Below are 21,473 nucleotides of genomic sequence, written 5' to 3' on the forward strand. Positions count from 1 at the left end.
TATGTTAGTATTAAAAGAAAAGGGGGATGAAAAATGGAACAGTTACAAATTGGAGATATAAAAGTGACGTGGCTAAAAGGTGGGAACACACATTTAGACGGGGGAGCGATGTTTGGTGTCGTCCCGAAAGTACTTTGGTCACGTAAGTATAAACATAATGATACAAATCATATTTATTTACGAACAGATCCGTTACTTTTGCAAACGAAAGACGGAAATATGCTCATTGATTCCGGAATAGGAAACGGTAAATTGAATGAAAAGATGAAGCGAAATCAAGGTGTAACAGAAGAATCATCGGTTTATGAATCATTAGAAAAACTAGGATTAAAGCCAGAAGATATCGACTACGTCTTAATGACACATCTTCATTTTGATCATGCATCTGGTTTAACAAAATGGGAAGATGATCACCTTGTACCTGCGTTTCCAAATGCGAAAGTTTACGTAAGTGAAACAGAATGGAATGAAATGAGGAACCCAAATATTAGATCCCGTAATACATATTGGAAGGAAAATTGGGAGCCGATTGTAGATCAAGTTGTTACGTTCCAGCAAGAAATAGAAATTACAGATGAAATAAAAATGGTGCATACAGGTGGTCATAGTGATGGACATGCAGTTATTGCTTTAGAAAGCCATGGGGAAACGATGCTACACTTAGCAGATCTCTTACCGACGCACGCACATCAAAATGTATTATGGGTAATGGCATACGACGATTATCCGATGACCTCGATTGAAAATAAACAAAAGTGGATGAAGTATGGTGCTGAAAAAGAGGCATGGTTTACGTTTTACCATGACGCATATTATCGCGCTGTGAAGTGGAATGAGGAAGGGCATATCGTAGAAAAAGTAGAACGGAAAACGAGTATAGAAGCATAAAAATAGGAGGTTGTTCCATCATATTTATTGGAGCAGCCTCTTTTTTATTGTCGGGTTTTGTCGGTAAGTCGATATATTTAAACAAACGCTGATATAAATTGAGTTGCGCCGATATAATTGGGAAATCGCTGATATAATTTTAATCAATACCCGCAATTTCAAAAAAATAAGAGGTTCACCTAATGGGAACCCTCCTTTTTATGCTGCTATAACCTCTAAAACAGTACCTGTTTTAGCATCAACTAAAAATTCAAATCGTTCTTGTATATCATTTAACATTGTTGTAAGACCGCCGCGATAAACTTCATATGCGACATCATATTTTTCAAATGTCTCTGGAACCATATGTACCCAAGAGCCAGTAATTTCACCTTTATGACTTAATGCTTGTTTCACCATTTTCAATGCTTTTTCTGAAGAAATATGGGATTGTTCTTGTACTTTGTTTGCAACGAGATAACCAGCTGCGAACCCAACGCCAAGACCTGCTACTAAACCTTTCCAGCTCATATATTCACCTCAATTCTATAAAATAAAAATAGTGTACCGATAATAATTATAAAGCAAATACAGCCAAAAAAGAAGAAACTAGAAACATTTCGAAAATTTCGTTACAATAAAAGAGGTATTCTACTAAGGTTTGAAAGAAGGGGACTTCGTGAATAAAGAGACATTACAATTATTTCGTACGTTAACAGAATTACAAGGTGCATCAGGTTTTGAACATGATGTACGCCGTTTTATGAAACAAGAATTAAGCAAATATGCGGATGAAATTGTACAAGACGGTTTAGGTAGCGTATTTGGTCTGAAAAAAGGGGACGAAACTGGCCCGCGTGTTCTTGTAGCAGGTCATATGGATGAAGTAGGTTTCATGATTACGCAAATTACGAAAAACGGAATGCTTCGTTTTCAAACGTTAGGCGGATGGTGGAGTCAAGTTTTATTAGCACAGCGTGTACAAGTTATGACGAAGAATGGTCCTGTTATTGGGGTTGTTGGTTCTATTCCTCCTCATTTATTAAGTGACGCGCAACGTGCAAAACCGATGGATATAAAAAATATGTTAATTGATATAGGTGCAGATAGTTATGAAGATGCGATTGAAATTGGTGTAAAACCAGGACAACAAATCGTGCCGATTTGCCCATTCACACCGATGGCAAATGAGAAGAAAATTATGGCGAAAGCTTGGGACAACCGTTACGGATGTGGTCTTGCAATCGAATTGTTAAAAGAATTAAAAGATGAAACATTACCAAATACATTATATTCTGGTGCTACTGTACAAGAAGAAGTAGGCCTCCGCGGAGCGCAAACAGCTGCAAATATGATTCAACCAGACATTTTTTATGCGCTTGATGCAAGTCCAGCAAACGATGCATCTGGTGACAAAACGCAGTTCGGTCAATTAGGAAAAGGTGCTCTTCTTCGTATTTATGATCGCACGATGGTAACACATAGAGGAATGCGCGAATTCATTTTAGATACAGCAGAAACAAACAACATTCCGTACCAATACTTTATTTCACAAGGTGGTACAGATGCGGGCCGTGTACATACAAGTAACTCTGGTATCCCATCAGCAGTAATTGGTGTTTGTGCACGCTACATTCATACACATGCTTCAATTTTACATGTTGATGATTATGCAGCGGCGAAAGAATTAATTACGAAGCTTGTAAGAACAACAGATAAAACGACGTTAGAGACAATTAAGAATAACGCGTAGAAGAAAGGGCTAAAAGCTCTTTCTTTTTTTAGGTAGGAGAGATGACCCAGCGGTGTGTGGTGGCGGTCAGTGCCTAATGGATGCTCGAATGATGTGTGAAGACCGCGCGTAGGAAGAAAGAAGAAGCCTGTTTTTGTGTCTAGGACCAGTAATATTGTGGAAAGCCACCTTCTTTTATAGGTAGAAGGGATTCCCTGGTGGTATGTGATAGTGGTTGGTACTTAATTCGTGCCGAAGCGGATATTAGAATAGAATGATGAATTTTTATAGAGGTGAACGAAATGAAAGTAGTGGTTGGATCAAAGAATAAAACGAAGGTTGGGGCTGTGGAGAAGGTTTGGAAAGATGCTGAAATTACATCTCTTTCTGTTCCGTCAGGAGTATCAGCTCAGCCTTTCTCAGATGAAGAGACGATGCAAGGAGCGATTAATAGAGCGAAGCGAGCGCTAGAGGAAGGAGAAGCTCCAATTGGTATTGGGCTAGAAGGCGGCGTAATGAAAACGGAGCACGGTTTATTTATGTGTAACTGGGGCGCGCTAGCAACAAGTGATGGGAAAGTATTTGTGGCCGGAGGAGCGCGTATTACGTTACCAGACGATTTTTTAGCACCTCTTGAAGATGGTAAGGAATTAAGCGAAGTGATGGAAGAGTTTGTGCAGCGAAAAGATATTCGTAGTCACGAAGGTGCGATCGGTATTTTTACAGATGATTATGTCGACCGTACGGAATTATTTGTACACGTTGTTAAGTTGTTAGTTGGGCAATATAAGTATGACAAAAAGCAAGCATAAACCTTGCACCGTGCGCGATGTATGGTAGTATAAAAGAAAGATTATAACATGAAAAATGCACTCGTTAGAGGAGGAAATATAGATGAAGTCATTAGAAAGCATGGAGCAATTCCAACAGTTAAAAAATGAAGAGAATGTAGTCTTTATGTTCTCAGCAGAATGGTGCCCAGACTGCCGCTTTGTAGACCCATTTATGCCAGAAGTAGAAGAGAAATATAGTGATTTCTCATTTTACTATGTAGATCGCGATGAGTTTATTGATCTATGTGTAAAATTAGACGTATTTGGCATTCCGAGCTTTGTAGCGTACAATAAAGGTGAAGAAACTGGTCGCTATGTAAACAAAGATCGTAAAACACAAGAACAAATCGAAGAGTTCATTGAAGGTTTAAAATAAGGCAATTTGCCAATTGAATTGTAAAACAACCTCTACCTTCGCGGGGGAGGTTATTTTTTTGGAAGGGAGGAAAAAGAGATGAAGATGACAAGTAAAAAGATGAAAGATGAGTTAATAAAGAAATTATCTCGCCCAGAATGGGACTTTCAGTATGATAGTGAGAAAGAAGTTTTACGTATTGAACAAAAAGACTCCAAAAAAGGTATTAACGTATCGCTTCCAGGAGTTGTGGCAAAATGGGAAGTGAACAAAGAAAAGGCAATTGAAGAAGTTGCTTATTACGTACAAGAAGCGCTAATTGCGATGCATAAAGAAGAAAATAGCGGAGCGAAAATTTTACCTGTTATTCGCTCTACTTCTTTCCCGAAACAAGCAGAAGAAGGAAATCCGTTTATTATGACGGATCATACGGCGGAAACACGTATTTACTATGCGTTAGATTCGAATAAAACGTATCGACTAATTGACGAGCGTCTATTACAAAAATTAGAACTTACAGAACAGCAAGTGCGTGAAATGGCATTATTCAACGCACGCTCATTAGGTTATGAATTTAAACAAGACACAGTAGCGGGTAATACATTCTACTTTTTAAACACAAATGATGGGTATGACGCGACTCGTATTTTAAACGAATCGTTACTACAATCGATGCGTGAAAAGATTTCTGGTGACATGGTTGTTGCTGTTCCTCACCAAGATGTATTAATTATTGCTGATATCGTCAACGAAATCGGTTATGATATTATTGCACAAATGACAATGAAATTTTTTGCCGAAGGGCATGTTCCGATTACATCACTTTCATTCGTATATGAAGATGGAGAATTTGAACCAATCTTTATTTTAGCGAAAAATCGGAAGAAGACAGATGGAAAAGAGAAAGGATGAACGAAGTGAACGTTTTTTACAACCTTGAAGGAATTGGTGACACTTTAATTGTTGCCTTACAAGATATTACTTTAGAGAACCGTACTTTTGATCGCAAAGGAGATGTTGCACGCGTATACGATCGTGAAAGCAACGAGACAGCAGGATTCAACATCTTTAATGCATCTTCTTACTTAGAAGTAAAAGAAACAGGCAACCTTACATTAACGAAAGAGCTTGTAGAGAAAATCAACGAAATTTTAGCGAAGAATGGCTTTGAAGAAACAGTAGAAGCAGATCTTTCTCCAAAATTTGTTGTAGGCTATGTAGCTGAAAAAGAAAAGCATCCAAATGCTGATAAGCTAAACATCTGTAAAGTAGAAATCGGTACAGAAACACTACAAATCGTATGTGGTGCACCAAACGTTGATGCAGGACAAAAAGTTGTCGTTGCAAAAATTGGTGCTGTAATGCCAAGCGGTATGTTAATTAAACCAGCAGAACTTCGCGGTGTTCCTTCTTCTGGAATGATCTGCTCTGCACGTGAATTAGAGCTTCCAGACGCTCCACAAGAAAAAGGTATTCTTGTATTAGAAGATAGCTTTGAAGTTGGACAAGAGTTCAAATTTTAATTGATATAAGAAAAGAGAGGTTGTCCTTTTGGACAACCTCTCTTTTTTTGTCATTCTTTGTCGGTAAATCGAAATTTCGTGTTAAATCGTTGATATATTGAGAGTAGTGATAGATATATTCAAAAAATTGTTAATATGATAAGGATGTCACCTTTTTTCTTAAAATCTATATTGTATTTTATAAACAAACTAGTTAAAATTTAGAAAAGTAGAAGGGGATAGACGTATGAAACAACAACCAAAAATCGCAGAACTTCTAAAACGAATTGAAACTTCAAAACAGCAAGATGTTGAGCTAGGTACTTATGAAATATATTTGTTTAGTGAAAGTGAATTAGAAAAAGGACAAATCGGCTATCGATATGATAAACATAAAAATTCATTAATAAGTGAAGAAAACGGAAAGTGGCAAGAAGGATGGATTACAATTGGATATGAAACGGATATGGGCGATCCAGTTTTCGTAAATATAGATGATGACGCTTATCCGGTTTATACTGCAGAACGTGGTACAGAAAAATGGCAGCCAGTTTATATTGGAAATATGGATGAGATTATAGGGCAATTATAAGAAAAACTTTGAATCCGGTGCAAAGTGATGGGAGAGAAGTATGAAGTATATAAAAATAATGAGCATGATTGCATTCATTGGAATATATATGGCCGGTTGTTCACAAGAGCAGCCGAAAAAAGAAACTACATCTTCTATACAAGAGAAAAACAAAGATACCAAAGAAGATGCACCGGTAGAAAAGCAGCAAGAACAAGAAAAGAACGAAGAATCGCAAGCAATTCAAACGAATGAGCAAGTAGAACATAAGCAAGAGGAAGTATCATCTGATGAAAAGAAAGAAGAAACTACGCCAGTGCAGCCGACTGAGCAACCAGTGCAAAATAATGAACAAAAAGTAGAGAGTAATGAAAAACAAGAGAAGTTTCTCGTCGTTATTGATCCAGGGCATCAACAAAAAGCGAATTTAAATTTAGAGCCGATTGGACCAGGGGCAACAACGCAAAAATATAAAGTGACAGACGGTACAACAGGTGTTGTGACGAAAAAGAGAGAGGCTGTACTTGTATTAGAAATGGCTTTCGTATTAAAAGAAAAGTTAGAAGCAAAGGGAATACAAGTATTAATGACGAGAACATCACAAGACGTTGATATAAGTAATAAAGAAAGGGCGACATTCGCAAATAATCATAAGGCTAATTTATTTTTACGTCTTCATGCAGATGGTTCTGAAAATCCAAACCAAAGTGGATTCGCTGTATTGACGCCGGCAGAAGGAAGTCCATATACGAAAGAGATTTATGCGGAAAGTCTTCAAATCTCTCAAATGATTGTAAATAAAATGAGGGAGAACCAGCAAGTAAAAGTAAATGGAATTAAATTTCGGGATGATCTTTCTGGATTTAATTGGGCAAAGGTTCCTGGTGTGTTATTAGAACTTGGGTTTATGTCAAACCATGAAGAAGATAAAAAATTATCTGACCCGCAGTATGTAAATTCTTTATTGCAAAGTGTAACGGATAGCATAGATGCATATCAGAAGAGTAAAGCTTAAGCGCAGTCTTACATGAAAGACTGCGTTTTTTTTATATGAAAACACTCGTAAATTAGAATATTATGGATAAATATGACATGCTTAATTTTACCTGCACTTTTTGCCGAATGCTGATACAATAAAGGATGTTACTATTTAGTAGAAAGAGTGGTAAGCATGTTAGATTGGATGAAAAAGCTGTTTAACAAAGAGGAAGAACAAACAGCGATGAATAAAGAAGTACCAAAGCAAATTGAAAGTCAGCCGAAAATTCCTCGTGTAAACCACTACACTGAAGCAAGAGAAGCACAAATGGCAAGTAGGAATGCAGGTAAATGCCGTTTTCCTTTAGTACCGGATAATGGGTTCGATGAAGAGGATGAAAGCGAAGTAAATCGCTTCGAAGAACAACCTGTTCAAGGAGTAACATATGAAGAACCGACTGCCCAAAGAGGAATAAAGGTGGAAAGAAGCAGACGACCGTATGTGGAAAAGGTAGTTTCTACATATGAAGAGCCGGAAGTGCAATATGAACCGGTGCGGGAGTCTGTCGTTAAAAAGGCATCTGCACCTTCGCAAGAGAGTAACCGTAGACCATTTCGGCCAACAGAAATGATTTCGCCAATTTATGGATATAATCGTCCTTCAGTAGAGAAAAAGGAAGAAAAGCAGGAGGAAGTAAAGGAAAGAGAAGACCTTGAAATATCTGTAGAGGGTAAATCAGTCGTTGATGCATGGTTAGAGAAAAAAGGATATACATTATCTGATTTCTCAGAAGGACAAGCAACGTCTTCTGCTTCAGGTGAAGTAGTTGAACAGCAAGGTCAACAGAGCAAAAAAGAAGAAAAATCAGTTGTTGATCAATGGCTAGAGAAAAACGGTTATGAAATTGAACGCCAAGTGCCTTTAGTAGAAGAAAAAGAAGTGATTCAAGAAATGAGTACACCGCAGGAAGTTCCAGCGGATGAATTACTTCATAAAACAGTAGCTGAGCAGATGGAAAGTGCTAAGCTAGAAAAAGATGTAGTGGTGTTAAACGAAAACAATCTACAAGAAGAATTAGTAGCTTCTAAAGTAGAGCACGAGGATACAATATTATCAGAAGAAATTAAACGTAATACAGAAATAAAACAACCTACTATTGAAGTAGAAAAGCAAGCTCTAGAAGAATCAGTGATTGTCAAAGCAGAAGAAAAACTTGAAGAAACAATCATTGTGGAAATACCAGAAGAAGTGTCACAAGTAGAAGTGATTGCAGAAACGGAAGAGCTTGAAGAAGTAGTTATGGAAACAGAGGCACCTGAAGAAGTGGAAGTAATTGCGGAAGCAGAAGAGTCAGAAGAAGCTGAAGTAATTGCGGAAACAGAAGAGTCAGAAGAAGTAGAAGTAATTGCAGAAGCGGAAGAGTCAGAAGAAGTGGAAGTAATTGCGGAAGCAGAAGAGTCAGAAGAAGCTGAAGTAATTGCGGAAACAGAAGAGTCAGAAGAAGCTGAAGTAATTGCGGAAGCAGAAGAGTCAGAAGAAGTGGAAGTAATTGCAGAAACGGAAGAGTCAGAAGAAGTGGAAGTAATTGCAGAAACGGAAGAGTCAAAAGAAGTGGAAGTAATTGCAGAAACGGAAGAGTCAAAAGAAGTGGAAGTAATTGCAGAAACGGAAGAGTTAGAAGAAGTGGAAGTAATTGCAGAAACGGAAGAGTCAGAAGAAGTGGAAGTAATTGCGGAAGCAGAAGAGTCAGAAGAAGTGGAAGTAATTGCGGAAGTAGAAGAGTCAGAAGAAGCTGAAGTAATTGCGGAAACGGAAGAGTCAGAAGAAGTAGAAGTGATTGCAGAAATAAACGCGCCTGTAGTAGAGACATTTGTAGCACTTGAGGACATTCAGCAAGAAGCTGAAGCAATTGAACAAAAGAGTGAATTCATACATGTTGCTGAGGCTGATGAACAAACGAAGAAAGATGTTCAAAGCTTTGCGGATGTTTTAATTGCAGAAGAACAACCAGTTGTAGAAGAAGCACCGATTGTAGAAGAACAATCAGTTGTCGAGGAAGCACCGGTCGCAGAAGAGCAACGAGTTGTAGAAGAAGCACCGGTCGTAGAAGAGCAATCAGTTGTAGAAGAAGCACCGGTCGTAGAAGAGCAATCAGTTGTAGAAGAAGCGCCAGTCGCAGAAGAGCAACGAGTTGTAGAAGAAGCACCGGTCGTAGAAGAGCAACGAGTTGTAGAAGAAGCGCCGGTCGTAGAAGAACAACCAGTTGCCGAGGAAACACCAGTCGCAGAAGAACAACCAGTTGTACAAAAAGAAGAACCAAAACGTGAGAAAAAGCGTCATGTACCATTTAATGTTGTTATGTTGAAACAAGATAGAACACGATTAATGGAAAGACATGCAGCTAGAGCAAATGCAATGCAGCCTTCTGCTAATGTACGAGTAGAGAATAAGCCAGTGCAACAAGAGGTAGCAGAACCACAAGTGGAAGAGCACCCAGTGCAGCAAGTAGCAGCAGAACCACAAGTGGAAGAGCACCCAGTGCAGCAGGTAGTAGTAGAATCACAAGTGGAAGAACACCCAATGCAGCAAGTAGTAGCAGAGCCACAAGTGGAAGAACAACCAATACAGCAAATAGTGGTAGAGCAAGTACAAAAGCCAATTTCAAGTACGGAAGTACAAGAGAAAGCATATGTTGTAAATCAAAGAGAGAACGATATGCGAAATGTATTGCACACACCACCGACATACACTGTTCCGCCATTAGCGCTGTTGTCGATTCCACAGCAATCAGCGTTAGATAATACAGAATGGTTAGAGGAGCAGAAAGAATTATTAGATACAACGTTTAATAATTTTCACGTTGGAGCACATGTTATTAATGTATCGCAAGGTCCGGCAGTCACTCGTTTTGAGGTGCAGCCAGACCCAGGTGTGAAAGTAAATAAAATTACAAATTTAAGTGATGATATTAAGTTAAGCTTAGCTGCGAAAGATATTCGTATTGAAGCACCGATTCCAGGGAAGAGTGCGATTGGAATCGAGGTTCCAAATAAAGAAAGTAAGCCAGTATTTCTTCGTGAAATTTTAAGAAGTCCTGTATTCACAAAGAGTGAATCACCGCTTACTGTTGCGCTGGGGCTTGATATTTCAGGGGATCCAATTGTAACGGATATTCGAAAAATGCCGCACGGACTTATTGCGGGTGCAACGGGTTCAGGTAAAAGTGTGTGTATTAACGCGATTTTAACGAGTATTTTATATAAAGCGAAACCACATGAAGTGAAGTTAATGTTAATCGATCCGAAGATGGTTGAGCTTGCACCATACAATTCTGTTCCACATCTTGTAGCACCTGTTATTACGGATGTAAAAGCAGCAACAGCTGCATTAAAATGGGCAGTTGAGGAAATGGAACGCCGTTATGAATTGTTTGCGCACGCAGGTGCTCGTGATTTAACTCGTTATAATACGATTGTAAGTGAGCGAGAAATTCCGGGAGAAACATTACCTTATATCGTTATTGTCATTGACGAGTTAGCCGACTTAATGATGGTAGCACCTGGTGATGTTGAGGAAGCGATTTGTCGTATTGCGCAAAAAGCACGTGCTTGTGGTATTCATTTATTAGTAGCGACGCAGCGTCCATCTGTAGATGTTATTACAGGTTTAATTAAGTCAAACATTCCAACGCGTATTGCGTTTACTGTATCATCTCAAGTTGATTCGCGTACGATTATCGATATTGGTGGCGCGGAGAAATTACTTGGCCGTGGTGATATGTTATTCTTAGGGAACGGTACATCTAAGCCTGTTCGTGTACAAGGTGTATATGTATCGGATGATGAGATTGAAAAGACAGTTGATCATGTGAAAAAGCAAATGAAGCCGAATTACTTATTTAAGCAAGAGGATTTATTAGCGAAAACAGAACAAGCTGAGTCGGAAGACGAATTGTTCTTCGAAGCATGTCAATTTGTTGTAGAACAAGGGGGAGCGTCCACATCTTCTGTACAGCGAAAATTCCGCATCGGTTATAATCGCGCAGCACGCCTCATTGAAGAGATGCAATCGCAAGGAATTATTTCTGAAGCAAGAGGAACGAAGCCAAGAGATGTCCTTATTTCTGAGGATGAATTCGCTGCTATGCAGGAAACAAATGTATAGTAAACGGTTATGCTGTATACTAAGAGAAAATGTTGGATAGTAAAGTAGGGAGTAAAGCGACATGAAAGAAATTGAATTAAAATTAAAAGGTGAAATAAATAGACTAACAAATAAAACATTTAAATTTGACGAACGCGTTGGAGAAGGTTGGTTCTCTGCCGTTTACTTTTTAAAGACTAGAGAAATCATTGAAGAATTTCGCCCGAAAAGTGTTGTAACGATGCAATTTTTCCAAAAGGAAAATGCAGTTCTTTGCGGAACAGATGAAGTGATTGCGTTGCTACAAACATTCGCTAAAAATCCTGAGGAACTTGAGATTAACTCTTTAAAAGATGGCGATAAAATTAGTCCATTTGAAACAGTGTTAACAATTCATGGTCCTTATGAAAATTTCGGATTTTTAGAAGGTGTCATTGATGGGATTTTAGCTCGTCGTACATCGGTTGCGACAAACGTATATAACGTTGTCCAAGCTGCGCGTAGCGTAGATAAAGAAAAACCAGTTATTTTCATGGGAGATCGTGACGATCATTATACACAACAAGCTGGTGACGGTTATGCAGCATACATCGGAGGTATGAGCGCACAAGCGACGCATGCGATGAATGAATGGTGGGGCAAAAGTGGTATGGGGACGATGCCTCACGCATTAATTCAAATGTTTAATGGTGATGTTGTAGAAGCGGCAAAAGCATATCATAAGAAATTCCCAGAAGATGAATTAGTTGTATTAATTGATTACAACAATGATGTCATTACAGATGCACTTCGCGTAGCGCGTGAATTTGGATCAACATTAAAAGGTGTACGTGTAGATACGTCCCGCACGATGATTGATCAATACTTCATTCGCCACCCAGAAGTACTTGGAACATTCGATCCACGTGGTGTAAACCCATCGCTTGTATTCGCACTTCGTAAAGCACTTGATGAAGAAGGATTCCAGCATGTAGACATCGTTGTAACTGGTGGATTTGATGAGAAGCGTATTCGTGAATTTGAAGCTCAAAACGTACCTGTTGACATATACGGGGTAGGAAGTAGCTTATTAAAAATGAATATTGGCTTTACTGGTGATAATGTAGAATTAAATGGGAAACCAGAAGCAAAAGCTGGTCGTAAATATCGTCCAAACCCACGTTTAGAGCGTGTTCAATTAGAAAAAAGAGAAGAGATGTAAAAGAGAGAAAAACTGATAGGTGATTGACCCTATCAGTTTTTCTGTTATCATAGTATAGCGGCTTCTTTTTTGCTATAATGGACTTGTTATGGATATATAAAGAAGTACGTACGAGTTTATCCTGATAAGTGAAGGGAAGAATAACTTCACTACATCAAAAATGTATGATGATTACCAAAATAAGAAAAGATTCATATACTGTCTTATAGATAGGCCGTTGTATTAGTTCGAAATGTTGGAGGTTCTTTAAGATGACAGTTTACCATTTTGTAGGAATTAAAGGAACAGGAATGAGTTCATTAGCGCAAATTCTTCATGATATGAAGCATACTGTTCAAGGGTCTGATTATGAAAAGCGTTTCTTTACACAAACAGCGTTGGAAAAGCGTAGTATCTCGATCCTTCCTTTTGATAAGAATAATGTAGAAGAAGGACAAGTGATTATTGCAGGAAATGCATTTCCTGATACGCATGAAGAAATCGTAGCAGCAAAAGAATTAAACATCCCAGTCCATCGTTACCATCATTTCTTAGGTGACCTGATGAGCCAATACACAAGTGTTGCTGTAACTGGTGCACACGGAAAAACATCAACAACAGGTTTGTTAGCCCATGTAATGCAAGGTGCACACCCAACATCTTACCTTATTGGAGATGGAACAGGGCATGGGGTAGAAAATAGTAAGTATTTTGTATTTGAAGCTTGTGAGTATCGTCGTCATTTCTTGTCTTATAATCCAGACTATGCAATTATGACGAATATTGATTTTGATCATCCAGATTATTTTGCAGACATCAATGATGTATTCAGTGCATTCCAAGAGATGGCATTGCAAGTGAAAAAAGGCATTATTGCATGTGGAGATGATGAAGAACTTCAAAAAATTCAAGCGAAAGTACCTGTTATTTTCTATGGATTTGGAGAAGATAATGATTTCCAAGCACGCAACATCCAAAAGAGAACAGATGGTACTATTTTTGATGTATTCGTTCGTAATACGTACTATGACACGTTCAAAATTACAGGATACGGCAATCACAGCGTATTAAATGCGTTAGCAGTAATTGCACTTTGCCATTATGAAAACGTTGATGTAGAAGCAGTAAAGCATCAGCTAACAACTTTTGAAGGCGTAAAACGTCGCTTTAATGAAAAGCCGATGGGAGAGCAAGTGATTATCGATGACTACGCACACCATCCGACAGAAATTAATGCAACGATTGAAGCAGCTCGTCAAAAACATCCAGAGCGTGAAATTGTCGCTGTATTCCAGCCACACACATTCTCACGTACAGAAAAGTTCTTAGATGAGTTCGCAGAAAGCCTAAGCAAAGCTGATCAAGTATACTTATGTGATATTTTCGGATCAGCACGCGAAAACAAAGGTGAATTAACAATCGAAGATCTGCAAAAGCGTATTGACGGTGCAGAACTAATTACAGATACAACAACGGATGTATTAAAGAAACATAAAAACGGCGTTCTAATTTTCATGGGCGCAGGAGACATCCAAAAATTCGAAGCAGCTTACGTAAAAGAAGTTCAAGTTGCAGAGAAGTAATAGGAAAGACGCATAGCTTGGCTATGCGTCTTTTTTGTGTGCTATGTTGGCATATATGATTCTTGAGGTTAGTCGATATATTAGCGTGTATTTCTTTAGTTATAAATGTTAGAATAATAAGAAAAATAAAAAGGGGACCAAAAAACATGTTTACACTTCGAGTAGACGATGAAATCGAATTACAGTTATTAGAGAAGCATCATAAGGAGGAACTATATCAATTAATAGATCAAAACCGTAATCATTTACGAAGATGGCTTCCTTGGGTAGATGGGACGAAATCTGCTGATGCGTATGATGAGATTTGTCCGATGTGGTTAAAGAAATTTGCAGAGGGAGACGGTTTTGAAAGTGGCATACGTTACAAAGGAAAGCTCGTTGGGATGGTAGGTATTCATCCAGTGAGCTGGGGGAAGAAAGCGACGAGTCTTGGGTATTATCTTGCAGAAGATGCTGGCGGGAAAGGTATTATGACGCGTAGTGTGAAGGCTGTACTTCACTATGCATTTGAGAATTTAAAATTAAATAAAATGGAAATTAGATGCGGTGTTGAAAATGTGAAAAGCCGCGCTATTCCAGAACGTTTAGGATTTAAGTTAGATGGCATTTTAAGAGATGATGAATGGCTATATGATCATTTTCACGATATCGCTGTATATAGTTTACTAGCTTCAGAGTGGAAGGAGATTCGATGAACGAGAAGATACGCATTATTGCGTATGAAAGTACGTTTCAAGAGGAAGTAGTAGATCTTATCGTTCATATTCAGCAAAAAGAGTATAATGTTTCAATTACGAAAGAAGAGCAACCTGATTTACTTGAAATAGAAACATTCTATCAAAAGGATTACGGAAACTTTTGGATAGCAATTTATGATGATAAAGTAGTTGGAACAGTAGCTTTATTAGATATTGAGAATCATCAAGTAGCGCTAAGAAAAATGTTCGTGAAGAAAGAGTTTCGCGGAAAAGAATGGGGCGCATCACATATGTTGCTTCAAACAGCAATTTCATGGGCTGAGGATAAAAAATTGAAAGATATTTACTTAGGAACAACAGTAAAATTTTTAGCGGCACATCGTTTTTATGAAAAGAATGGTTTTGAAAGTGTGAGTATAGACGAGTTGCCGAAAAACTTTCCGGTGCTACAGGTAGATAAGAAATTTTATAGGTACATTGTGTAAAAGGTCATTTAGAAATGGCCTTTTTCTATGAAGCAAAATAGAAATAATGGTATAATTTGGGTTAGGGGGTGTAGGTATGAACTTTCCAATTCAAAGAAGTAAGTCAGTAGTCATTTTCGTTTGTCTTACGTTAGTTTTTATGTTTATATATCCAATTGTCATGCTTTTCACTAATAAAGCGCATTGGATGTCAGCGTTGATTGGGATGGGTTTATGCTTCATTGTAAATGTACCACTCGTTTGGGAAGTATTTATTAAAAAACATAAAGTAGAAAATGGCGTATTAAAGTACGGTATTTTAAATGATGATATTGTATTAAAAGATGTGAGAATTATACGTCAGGTCGGAAAGTTTCTTGAAATTACGACGAATGCATATAAAGTACATATGGTTGCGATGCCGCAAAATATGGATGAATTCTTAAGGCTTATAGAGAAAGAAAATCCACATGTGAAAATAGAAATGGTAGGGAAGAAATAAAAAACGCTCGGCGAAAATTCCGAGCGTTTTTATTATTATTTTAAGTTCTCTGGGTTTAAAGCTTCTAGTTCAGGTACAACGAAGCGTCCGTCTTTACGGATTAGTACGTCGTCGAAGTAAATTTCGCCGCCGCCGTATTCAGGGCGTTGGATGCATACTAAATCCCAGTGGATGTTCGAGTTGTTGCCGTTCCATGCATCGTCGTAAGCTTGTCCAGGAGTGAAGTGGAAGCTGCCATCGATTTTTTCATCGAATAGGATGTCTCCCATTGGATGTAAGATGTATGGGTTTACGCCAATTGCGAACTCACCAACGTAGCGTGCGCCTTCGTCTGTATCGAAGATTTTGTTAATGCGCTCTGTATCGTTTGCAGTTGCTTCAACGATTTGACCGTTCTCAAACTTAAGTTGTACATTTTCAAATGTATAACCGTTGTAAGGAGATGGTGTGTTGTAAGAAACTGTACCGTTAACAGAATCACGAACTGGTGCAGAGTATACTTCACCGTCTGGAATGTTTAAATGACCTGAGCATTTAATAGCTGGAATGTCTTTAATAGAGAATGTTAAGTCAGTTCCAGGACCAGTTAAACGAACTTTATCTGTTTTATTCATTAATGTAACAAGGCTATCCATTGCCTTATCCATTTTGCCGTAGTCTAAGTTACATACTTCGAAGTAGAAGTCTTCGAAAGCTTCTGTACTCATTTTAGCAAGCTGTGCCATAGAAGCATTTGGGTAGCGAAGAACAACCCAGCGTGTTTTTGGAACGCGAATGTCTCTATGAACTTTTTTACCAACTGTTTGGCCATGAACTTTCATACGCTCACTTGGAACGTCAGCTTGTTCATTAATATTATCGCCAGAGCGAAGACCGATATAAGCGTCCATGTCTTTCATTACGCTTGCTTCATATGCAGCGATTTGTTCGAAATGTTCTTCAGTAGCACCCATTAATAAAGAGCGATCTACTTGATGATCTTTTAAAGAGACGAATGGGAAACCACCAGCTGCATATGCTTCTTTTACAAGTGCAGTTACAAGTTCTTTTTGTAAGCCAAAGTTTTCAATTAATACTTTTTCACCTTTTTGTAAGCGGATAGAGTAGTTAATTAAATTGTATGCTAACTTTTCAATACGTGGATCTTTCATATGTAAAGCCTCCCTACTAATTATGTATCCTCTCCTATTGTAACCTACTTAGTGGAATTTGTTGAATGATTTATGTTACAGTTAACGAATAAGTATGAAAATTCTAATGATGAGATAGGGATTAGAATGAAACGGAAAATGATTGTATAATAGGGGAAAGTATGAAAAAGATAAAGGAAGTGATGAAATGCAAGTTCTTTTATATGTAAGTGCGGCTATTATCGCGGTTGCTTTCGCAGTATTAGTAGTGTATGTATGCAGAACGTTGTTATCGGTTCAGAAGACGTTGGAAAACGTTGCAAGCACGTTAGAAGGTTTAGAAAAGCAAATGCAAGGAATTAGCGTAGAGACAGAGCAATTATTACATAAAACGAATGCGTTAGCTGATGATATTCAACAGAAGTCACAGTCATTAAATAAAGTGGTAGCGGGTGTAGATGGGATTGGAACGACAATCCAATCTTTAAATACGAAGCTTCGTAATGTATCAGACTCTGTAACGGACGAAATTGAAAATAACGCTGATAAAGTAGCGCAAGTTGTACAGTGGAGCAGTGCGGCGATTGAAGTATACAATCATTACCGTGCGTCGAGACAAGAGAAGAAGGTTGAAAAAGAAGAGCGTAAATTAGAAAGAATTGAGAAAAAAGCTGAAAAGAAAGAGAAGCGCTCTAGATTTCGTATGAGAGGTGAATCGTGATGAATATGACAAAACTTGAAACAATTGAAGAGCTTGAAGTCTTAGTAGAAAAGAATGAGCCGTATGTTCTTTTTAAACATAGTACGACATGCCCGATTAGTCACGGTGCATACACAGAATTTCAAGCGTATTGCAGTGAAGAAAGAGAAGTGCCAGCGTATTACTTATACGTACAAGATGCGAGAGATGTGTCAAATCGTGTTGCAGAACAATACAGTATTAGACATGAATCACCGCAAGTGCTATACATAAAAGATGGGATGGTAGTATGGAATACATCTCATTGGAATATTAAAAAAGATGCTTTAGAAGAGAATATAAAGTAAAAAGAAGCAAGCTAAAGGTGCTTGCTTCTTTTTTTTTGTTTTTGTTGAAATATATTTAGTGGTACACTATTAATAGTTCAAACTAAATAACTAGATTGTTGAAAGTAGGTTTTAAGTAATGAAGAAAATGGCATTATCCTTCGCAGTCGTAAGTTTATTACTAGGAGCTTGTAGTAACAATAGTAATACGATTAGTAAGAAGGATGAAGTTATACAAAAAGATACAAAAGAAAAAAGTATGATTCCGAGAACTGCTGTTTCTAAAGATTATTATAGAACTGTTATTCCTTTAAAAGAACAAAAGGTTATTAATACAGCTAATATAAAAACAAATTCTAAATTAGATTTAGCAGAGTATGAAAATGGTTTAATAAATATTGCAACGCAGCAATTTGATACAGAGAGTCACGTACTGCAATTAAATCAGTATATTCCAGAGAAACTAGTTGATGAACTAGTTGCGAAAGTAGAAGCGCCAGTTTTGACAAATATTATAGAACAAGACTATTTCGGAAAACAGAATTCAAATGAATTAAGTTTATCTGGTGTTATGATAGGTTTAGCTATGTCTTCAAGTGTATCGAATGAAGAAGCTATGTCTAAAGGGACTGAAGTTGCTAAACAACTTATTGAAGCTATTAACAAAAATGATAAGTATAACAAATCTCCAATTACGTTTGCTATCTTTAAGCAAGAAAGTACTAGTTCTTTAAAAAATGGTACGTATATTGCTAGTGCTACTGTTCAAAAGAATGATACGAACCTTGGAAATTGGAGTACAATTGATGAAAAGTCGTATTCATATCCTTCTGATGAATTTACACAAGCACATGGAGAAGATAATACAAAAATAAATAACTTTGCTAAGGAAATAAAAGGTTTTTCTAATGGAGATTTTATTCCAGTCAACGCTAAAGTTTCTTATAAGAAAGATCAAATGGATACATTAAATATGAATATTGTTATTAAATATAACGGTAAAACAGAATTAATGGCTCTTACCCAATTGGCTGCTCAAGGCATGTTAGATAAATTGCCTAAAGATGCGAAAGTACAATTACAGATTAAGTCCGAGAGTAAAATTGAGGCCGTTATTATAAAAGAGAAAAACAGTGATAAACCGTTTGTTTCCTTCTTGTAAAAAAAGACAGTATGTAAACTGTCTTTTTTTTATTTTAAATGAAAATATACAATGTTTTTTGATAGTAATTCATTGCTGTATATCGTGTGACAATCGTATATGTATCAGCTATAATAAGTTATCTTAAAAAAGTAACATATAGGAATTTGAAAGAGGTGGCTTTCTTATGGCATCACAACAATTAGGTCGTTTACGTTCTGAAATTGATCAACTTAATTTACAAATATTAGAGTTACTAAACGAAAGAGGTCGTCTCGTACAAGAAGTTGGTAATTTAAAAGAAGTACAAGGTGTGAAACGTTTTGATCCTGTACGTGAAAGAAATATGCTGGATTTAATTGCAGAGAATAATAATGGTCCATTTGAAACTTCGACTTTACAACATATTTTCAAACAAATTTTTCAAGCTGGTTTAGAATTACAAGAAGATGATCATCGTAAAGCATTACTTGTTTCTCGTAAGAAAAAAACAGAAGATACGATTGTTGAAATTAATGGTGAAAAAATTGGTGACGGAAATCAGCATTTTATTATGGGACCGTGTGCAGTGGAAAGTTATGAACAAGTACGTCAAGTTGCTGAAGCAATGAAAGAGCAAGGTCTGAAATTAATGCGTGGTGGTGCGTTCAAACCACGTACTTCACCGTATGATTTTCAAGGTCTTGGATTAGAGGGATTACAAATTTTGCGCCAGGTAGCAGATGAATATGATTTGGCTGTTATTAGTGAAATTTTAAATCCGAATGATATTGAGATGTCATTAGATTACGTTGATGTTATTCAAATTGGTGCTCGCAATATGCAAAACTTTGATTTGCTAAGGGCAGCTGGTGCTGTAAATAAACCAGTATTATTAAAACGTGGTCTATCAGCAACGATTGAAGAATTCATTAATGCGGCAGAATATATTATGGCAAAGGGAAATGGGAACATTATTTTATGTGAACGAGGTATTCGCACGTATGAAAGAGCGACGCGTAATACGCTTGATATTTCCGCTGTGCCGATTTTAAAGAAAGAAACACATTTACCTGTCGTTGTCGATGTAACGCATTCTACAGGGCGACGTGACCTTCTCTTACCAACTGCAAAAGCAGCGATGGCAATTGGTGCAGATGCAATTATGGCTGAAGTACATCCAGATCCAGCTGTAGCTTTATCAGATGCGGCGCAGCAAATGAATATACCGCAGTTCAATGATTTTATGAATGAATTAAAATCATTTGGAAGTAAATTATAAAAACTTTTAATGAGCTGTTCCAAAAAGGCATTTTGGAACAGCTTTCTCCTATTGTATAGCGACTGTCATTGTCGATTTTTGTTGGTAAGTTGATATATTTAAAAAATCGCTGATATAATTAGAGTTGCGGTCGATATATTTGGAAAATCGCTGATATATTTCGAGTTACAGTCGATATATTCGAAAAATCGCCGATATAAATTTCATTTACTATCGTACTGCTTAAAATAAGATTTCTACTTAGGAAACATCTATTTTTTTACAAAAAATGCCCTTTTTTCATAAAAAATACGAAAATACGAGAAAAGAAGCGAATTTTTTCGAAACTTTTGCGGGAAAATATTGTATGAGCCTGCGTTTTTATCGTATCATTAGTAAAAGGAAGAACTCGGGACGATTGGTGGCATCTGCAAATAGAGTTGATGTCTTTTTTTCATTCAAGTAACCGATACATAAAAATAGATAACAAAAATAGAAGGAGTGTGCGATGAGATGAACGTAACAATCTATGATGTAGCGCGCGAAGCAAACGTTTCAATGGCTACCGTATCTCGTGTTGTGAACGGTAACCCAAATGTAAAGCCTACAACAAGAAAGAAAGTATTAGAAGCAATTGATCGTTTAGGATACCGCCCGAATGCGGTAGCACGTGGACTAGCAAGTAAGAAGACAACTACAGTAGGTGTTATTATTCCTGATATCTCAAATACGTTTTATGCAGAACTTGCACGTGGAATTGAAGATATCGCAACAATGTACAAATATAACATCATTTTAAGTAACTCTGATCAAAACAAAGAGAAAGAGTTCCATTTATTAAATACGATGCTTGGAAAACAAGTGGACGGAATTGTTTTCATGGGTGAAGATATTACAGACATTCACATTGAAGAATTTAAAAAATCTCCAGTACCAATTGTATTAGCAGCGTCATTTGATGAGCAAAATGAAACGCCATCAGTAAATATTGATTATACACAAGCAGCTTATGATGCAATGAAGCACTTTATCGAGCAAGGACATAAACGTATCGGTTTCGTCTCTGGTCCTTTCATTGATAAAGCGGGAAGCGCGAAGAAGTTACAAGGTTATAAAAAAGCTTTAGAAGAAGCAGGTATTTCATATGATGAAAATCTTGTAATCGATGGAGATTACACATATGACTCAGGTATCGAAGCATTCGAAAAGCTTTGGAGCAATGATGAAAAGCCAACAGCAATCTTCGTGTCTTCTGATGAAATGGCACTAGGTGTAATCCATGCAGCACAAGACGCTGGATTAAACGTACCAACTGACGTAGAAGTACTTGGTTTCGATAATACACGTCTTGCATTAATGGTTCGTCCGCAGCTTTCAACAGTTGTTCAACCGATGTATGATATCGGTGCAGTAGCAATGCGTTTATTAACAAAGTATATGAACAAAGAAAAAGTGGAAGATCACACTGTTATCTTACCTCACCGTATCCAATTTAGAGATTCAACGAAGTAAGTATAAAAAAGCTCA

The 21,473-nt window shown here is 37.4% G+C and carries 21 protein-coding genes; 19 read left to right on the forward strand and 2 right to left on the reverse strand.

Features of this window, described 5'->3' with window-relative positions; genetic code table 11:
• The first annotated feature begins 33 nt into the window (after window positions 1–33).
• A complete protein-coding gene (locus ACTFRY_RS00950) occupies window positions 34–888 on the forward strand; it encodes a YtnP family quorum-quenching lactonase (protein ID WP_061664594.1) in 855 nt (284 codons plus the stop codon).
• Window positions 889–1,086: 198 nt separating this feature from the next.
• On the opposite strand, the gene ACTFRY_RS00955 is transcribed toward ACTFRY_RS00950, so the two are convergent.
• Complete coding sequence (locus ACTFRY_RS00955) at window positions 1,087–1,398, reverse strand: PepSY domain-containing protein (protein ID WP_000118543.1); 312 nt, start codon at window positions 1,396–1,398, stop codon at window positions 1,087–1,089.
• Between the two features lie 148 nt (window positions 1,399–1,546).
• Here ACTFRY_RS00955 and ACTFRY_RS00960 point away from each other — a divergent pair, with 148 nt between their 5' ends.
• From ACTFRY_RS00960 to ACTFRY_RS01020, 13 genes are all read left to right on the forward strand, one after another.
• A complete protein-coding gene (locus tag ACTFRY_RS00960; protein WP_001031508.1) occupies window positions 1,547–2,620 on the forward strand; it encodes a M42 family metallopeptidase in 1,074 nt (357 codons plus the stop codon).
• A 281-nt stretch (window positions 2,621–2,901) separates the two neighbouring features.
• Entirely contained in the window at window positions 2,902–3,411 is a 510-nt protein-coding gene (locus ACTFRY_RS00965) for a DUF84 family protein (protein WP_000869941.1), read from the forward strand.
• An 82-nt stretch (window positions 3,412–3,493) separates the two neighbouring features.
• The gene (locus ACTFRY_RS00970) at window positions 3,494–3,808 is read left to right on the forward strand and encodes a thioredoxin family protein (protein ID WP_000838193.1); all 315 of its coding nucleotides are present in this window, start codon (window positions 3,494–3,496) and stop codon (window positions 3,806–3,808) included.
• A 78-nt stretch (window positions 3,809–3,886) separates the two neighbouring features.
• Entirely contained in the window at window positions 3,887–4,699 is an 813-nt protein-coding gene (locus ACTFRY_RS00975; protein ID WP_000784588.1) for a DUF1444 domain-containing protein, read from the forward strand.
• Entirely contained in the window at window positions 4,696–5,310 is a 615-nt protein-coding gene (ytpR, locus tag ACTFRY_RS00980; protein ID WP_001006761.1) for a YtpR family tRNA-binding protein, read from the forward strand. Before ACTFRY_RS00975 ends, ytpR begins: the two co-directional genes overlap by 4 nt.
• A 226-nt stretch (window positions 5,311–5,536) precedes the next feature.
• Window positions 5,537–5,881, forward strand: coding sequence for a thiamine transporter (locus tag ACTFRY_RS00985; RefSeq protein ID WP_086386067.1), 345 nt, complete (start codon window positions 5,537–5,539; stop codon window positions 5,879–5,881).
• 40 nt (window positions 5,882–5,921) lie between these two features.
• Window positions 5,922–6,875: an N-acetylmuramoyl-L-alanine amidase gene (locus tag ACTFRY_RS00990; RefSeq protein ID WP_000874044.1), complete on the forward strand. Its 954-nt coding sequence runs from the start codon at window positions 5,922–5,924 to the stop codon at window positions 6,873–6,875.
• A 156-nt stretch (window positions 6,876–7,031) separates the two neighbouring features.
• Window positions 7,032–11,003, forward strand: coding sequence for a DNA translocase FtsK (locus ACTFRY_RS00995; protein WP_440032079.1), 3,972 nt, complete (start codon window positions 7,032–7,034; stop codon window positions 11,001–11,003).
• Window positions 11,004–11,064: 61 nt separating this feature from the next.
• Window positions 11,065–12,183, forward strand: a complete 1,119-nt coding sequence (locus ACTFRY_RS01000; protein WP_000658370.1) for a nicotinate phosphoribosyltransferase — start codon at window positions 11,065–11,067, stop codon at window positions 12,181–12,183.
• A gap of 251 nt (window positions 12,184–12,434) precedes the next feature.
• Window positions 12,435–13,745: a UDP-N-acetylmuramate--L-alanine ligase gene (murC, locus tag ACTFRY_RS01005; protein WP_000219468.1), complete on the forward strand. Its 1,311-nt coding sequence runs from the start codon at window positions 12,435–12,437 to the stop codon at window positions 13,743–13,745.
• 146 nt (window positions 13,746–13,891) lie between these two features.
• Complete coding sequence (locus ACTFRY_RS01010; protein WP_000494659.1) at window positions 13,892–14,440, forward strand: GNAT family N-acetyltransferase; 549 nt, start codon at window positions 13,892–13,894, stop codon at window positions 14,438–14,440.
• Window positions 14,437–14,928, forward strand: a complete 492-nt coding sequence (locus ACTFRY_RS01015; protein ID WP_001003133.1) for a GNAT family N-acetyltransferase — start codon at window positions 14,437–14,439, stop codon at window positions 14,926–14,928. Before ACTFRY_RS01010 ends, ACTFRY_RS01015 begins: the two co-directional genes overlap by 4 nt.
• 76 nt (window positions 14,929–15,004) lie before the next feature.
• Window positions 15,005–15,409 carry a PH domain-containing protein gene (locus ACTFRY_RS01020; protein WP_016118736.1) on the forward strand — a complete coding sequence of 135 codons (405 nt, stop codon included), beginning with the start codon at window positions 15,005–15,007 and terminating at the stop codon, window positions 15,407–15,409.
• Between the two features lie 35 nt (window positions 15,410–15,444).
• Here ACTFRY_RS01020 and ACTFRY_RS01025 read toward each other — a convergent pair whose 3' ends face one another.
• Window positions 15,445–16,560: an aminopeptidase gene (locus ACTFRY_RS01025; RefSeq protein WP_000654731.1), complete on the reverse strand. Its 1,116-nt coding sequence runs from the start codon at window positions 16,558–16,560 to the stop codon at window positions 15,445–15,447.
• A 187-nt stretch (window positions 16,561–16,747) separates the two neighbouring features.
• On the opposite strand from ACTFRY_RS01025, the gene ACTFRY_RS01030 reads away from it, so the two are divergent.
• The 5 genes from ACTFRY_RS01030 to ccpA all read left to right on the forward strand — a co-directional run bounded on the left by ACTFRY_RS01030 (window position 16,748) and on the right by ccpA (window position 21,458).
• A complete protein-coding gene (locus ACTFRY_RS01030; RefSeq protein WP_001197720.1) occupies window positions 16,748–17,260 on the forward strand; it encodes a DUF948 domain-containing protein in 513 nt (170 codons plus the stop codon).
• Window positions 17,260–17,586 (forward strand): bacillithiol system redox-active protein YtxJ, encoded by a 327-nt coding sequence (gene ytxJ, locus ACTFRY_RS01035; protein ID WP_001057469.1) that lies wholly within the window; start codon window positions 17,260–17,262, stop codon window positions 17,584–17,586. Before ACTFRY_RS01030 ends, ytxJ begins: the two co-directional genes overlap by 1 nt.
• A 118-nt stretch (window positions 17,587–17,704) precedes the next feature.
• Window positions 17,705–18,727 (forward strand): CamS family sex pheromone protein, encoded by a 1,023-nt coding sequence (locus tag ACTFRY_RS01040; RefSeq protein ID WP_000738031.1) that lies wholly within the window; start codon window positions 17,705–17,707, stop codon window positions 18,725–18,727.
• Window positions 18,728–18,893: 166 nt separating this feature from the next.
• Window positions 18,894–19,967 carry a bifunctional 3-deoxy-7-phosphoheptulonate synthase/chorismate mutase gene (locus tag ACTFRY_RS01045; protein ID WP_000168204.1) on the forward strand — a complete coding sequence of 358 codons (1,074 nt, stop codon included), beginning with the start codon at window positions 18,894–18,896 and terminating at the stop codon, window positions 19,965–19,967.
• A gap of 492 nt (window positions 19,968–20,459) precedes the next feature.
• Complete coding sequence (ccpA, locus tag ACTFRY_RS01050) at window positions 20,460–21,458, forward strand: catabolite control protein A (RefSeq protein WP_001103297.1); 999 nt, start codon at window positions 20,460–20,462, stop codon at window positions 21,456–21,458.
• Window positions 21,459–21,473: the final 15 nt, after the last annotated feature.

Source organism: Bacillus cereus group sp. MYBK195-1 (genome assembly GCF_051916605.1).
In the GTDB taxonomy this organism is placed as follows: Bacteria; Bacillota; Bacilli; order Bacillales; family Bacillaceae_G; genus Bacillus_A; species Bacillus_A cereus.

What these genes read in the sequence shown, in the direction of transcription:
- ACTFRY_RS00970 (WP_000838193.1), top strand. Translation starts at nt 3,494, where the DNA reads ATGAAGTCATTAGAAAGCATGGAGCAATTCCAACAGTTAAAAAATGAA.
- ytxJ (WP_001057469.1), top strand. Translation starts at nt 17,260, where the DNA reads ATGAATATGACAAAACTTGAAACAATTGAAGAGCTTGAAGTCTTAGTA.
- ACTFRY_RS01020 (WP_016118736.1), top strand. Translation starts at nt 15,005, where the DNA reads ATGAACTTTCCAATTCAAAGAAGTAAGTCAGTAGTCATTTTCGTTTGT.
- ACTFRY_RS01015 (WP_001003133.1), top strand. Translation starts at nt 14,437, where the DNA reads ATGAACGAGAAGATACGCATTATTGCGTATGAAAGTACGTTTCAAGAG.
- ACTFRY_RS00985 (WP_086386067.1), top strand. Translation starts at nt 5,537, where the DNA reads ATGAAACAACAACCAAAAATCGCAGAACTTCTAAAACGAATTGAAACT.
- ACTFRY_RS00955 (WP_000118543.1), bottom strand. Translation starts at nt 1,398, where the DNA reads ATGAGCTGGAAAGGTTTAGTAGCAGGTCTTGGCGTTGGGTTCGCAGCT.
- ccpA (WP_001103297.1), top strand. Translation starts at nt 20,460, where the DNA reads ATGAACGTAACAATCTATGATGTAGCGCGCGAAGCAAACGTTTCAATG.
- ACTFRY_RS01045 (WP_000168204.1), top strand. Translation starts at nt 18,894, where the DNA reads ATGGCATCACAACAATTAGGTCGTTTACGTTCTGAAATTGATCAACTT.
- ACTFRY_RS00950 (WP_061664594.1), top strand. Translation starts at nt 34, where the DNA reads ATGGAACAGTTACAAATTGGAGATATAAAAGTGACGTGGCTAAAAGGT.
- ACTFRY_RS01025 (WP_000654731.1), bottom strand. Translation starts at nt 16,560, where the DNA reads ATGAAAGATCCACGTATTGAAAAGTTAGCATACAATTTAATTAACTAC.
- ACTFRY_RS01000 (WP_000658370.1), top strand. Translation starts at nt 11,065, where the DNA reads ATGAAAGAAATTGAATTAAAATTAAAAGGTGAAATAAATAGACTAACA.
- ACTFRY_RS01010 (WP_000494659.1), top strand. Translation starts at nt 13,892, where the DNA reads ATGTTTACACTTCGAGTAGACGATGAAATCGAATTACAGTTATTAGAG.
- ACTFRY_RS01030 (WP_001197720.1), top strand. Translation starts at nt 16,748, where the DNA reads ATGCAAGTTCTTTTATATGTAAGTGCGGCTATTATCGCGGTTGCTTTC.
- ACTFRY_RS00995 (WP_440032079.1), top strand. Translation starts at nt 7,032, where the DNA reads ATGTTAGATTGGATGAAAAAGCTGTTTAACAAAGAGGAAGAACAAACA.
- ACTFRY_RS00975 (WP_000784588.1), top strand. Translation starts at nt 3,887, where the DNA reads ATGAAGATGACAAGTAAAAAGATGAAAGATGAGTTAATAAAGAAATTA.
- ACTFRY_RS00990 (WP_000874044.1), top strand. Translation starts at nt 5,922, where the DNA reads ATGAAGTATATAAAAATAATGAGCATGATTGCATTCATTGGAATATAT.
- ytpR (WP_001006761.1), top strand. Translation starts at nt 4,696, where the DNA reads ATGAACGAAGTGAACGTTTTTTACAACCTTGAAGGAATTGGTGACACT.
- ACTFRY_RS00965 (WP_000869941.1), top strand. Translation starts at nt 2,902, where the DNA reads ATGAAAGTAGTGGTTGGATCAAAGAATAAAACGAAGGTTGGGGCTGTG.
- murC (WP_000219468.1), top strand. Translation starts at nt 12,435, where the DNA reads ATGACAGTTTACCATTTTGTAGGAATTAAAGGAACAGGAATGAGTTCA.
- ACTFRY_RS01040 (WP_000738031.1), top strand. Translation starts at nt 17,705, where the DNA reads ATGAAGAAAATGGCATTATCCTTCGCAGTCGTAAGTTTATTACTAGGA.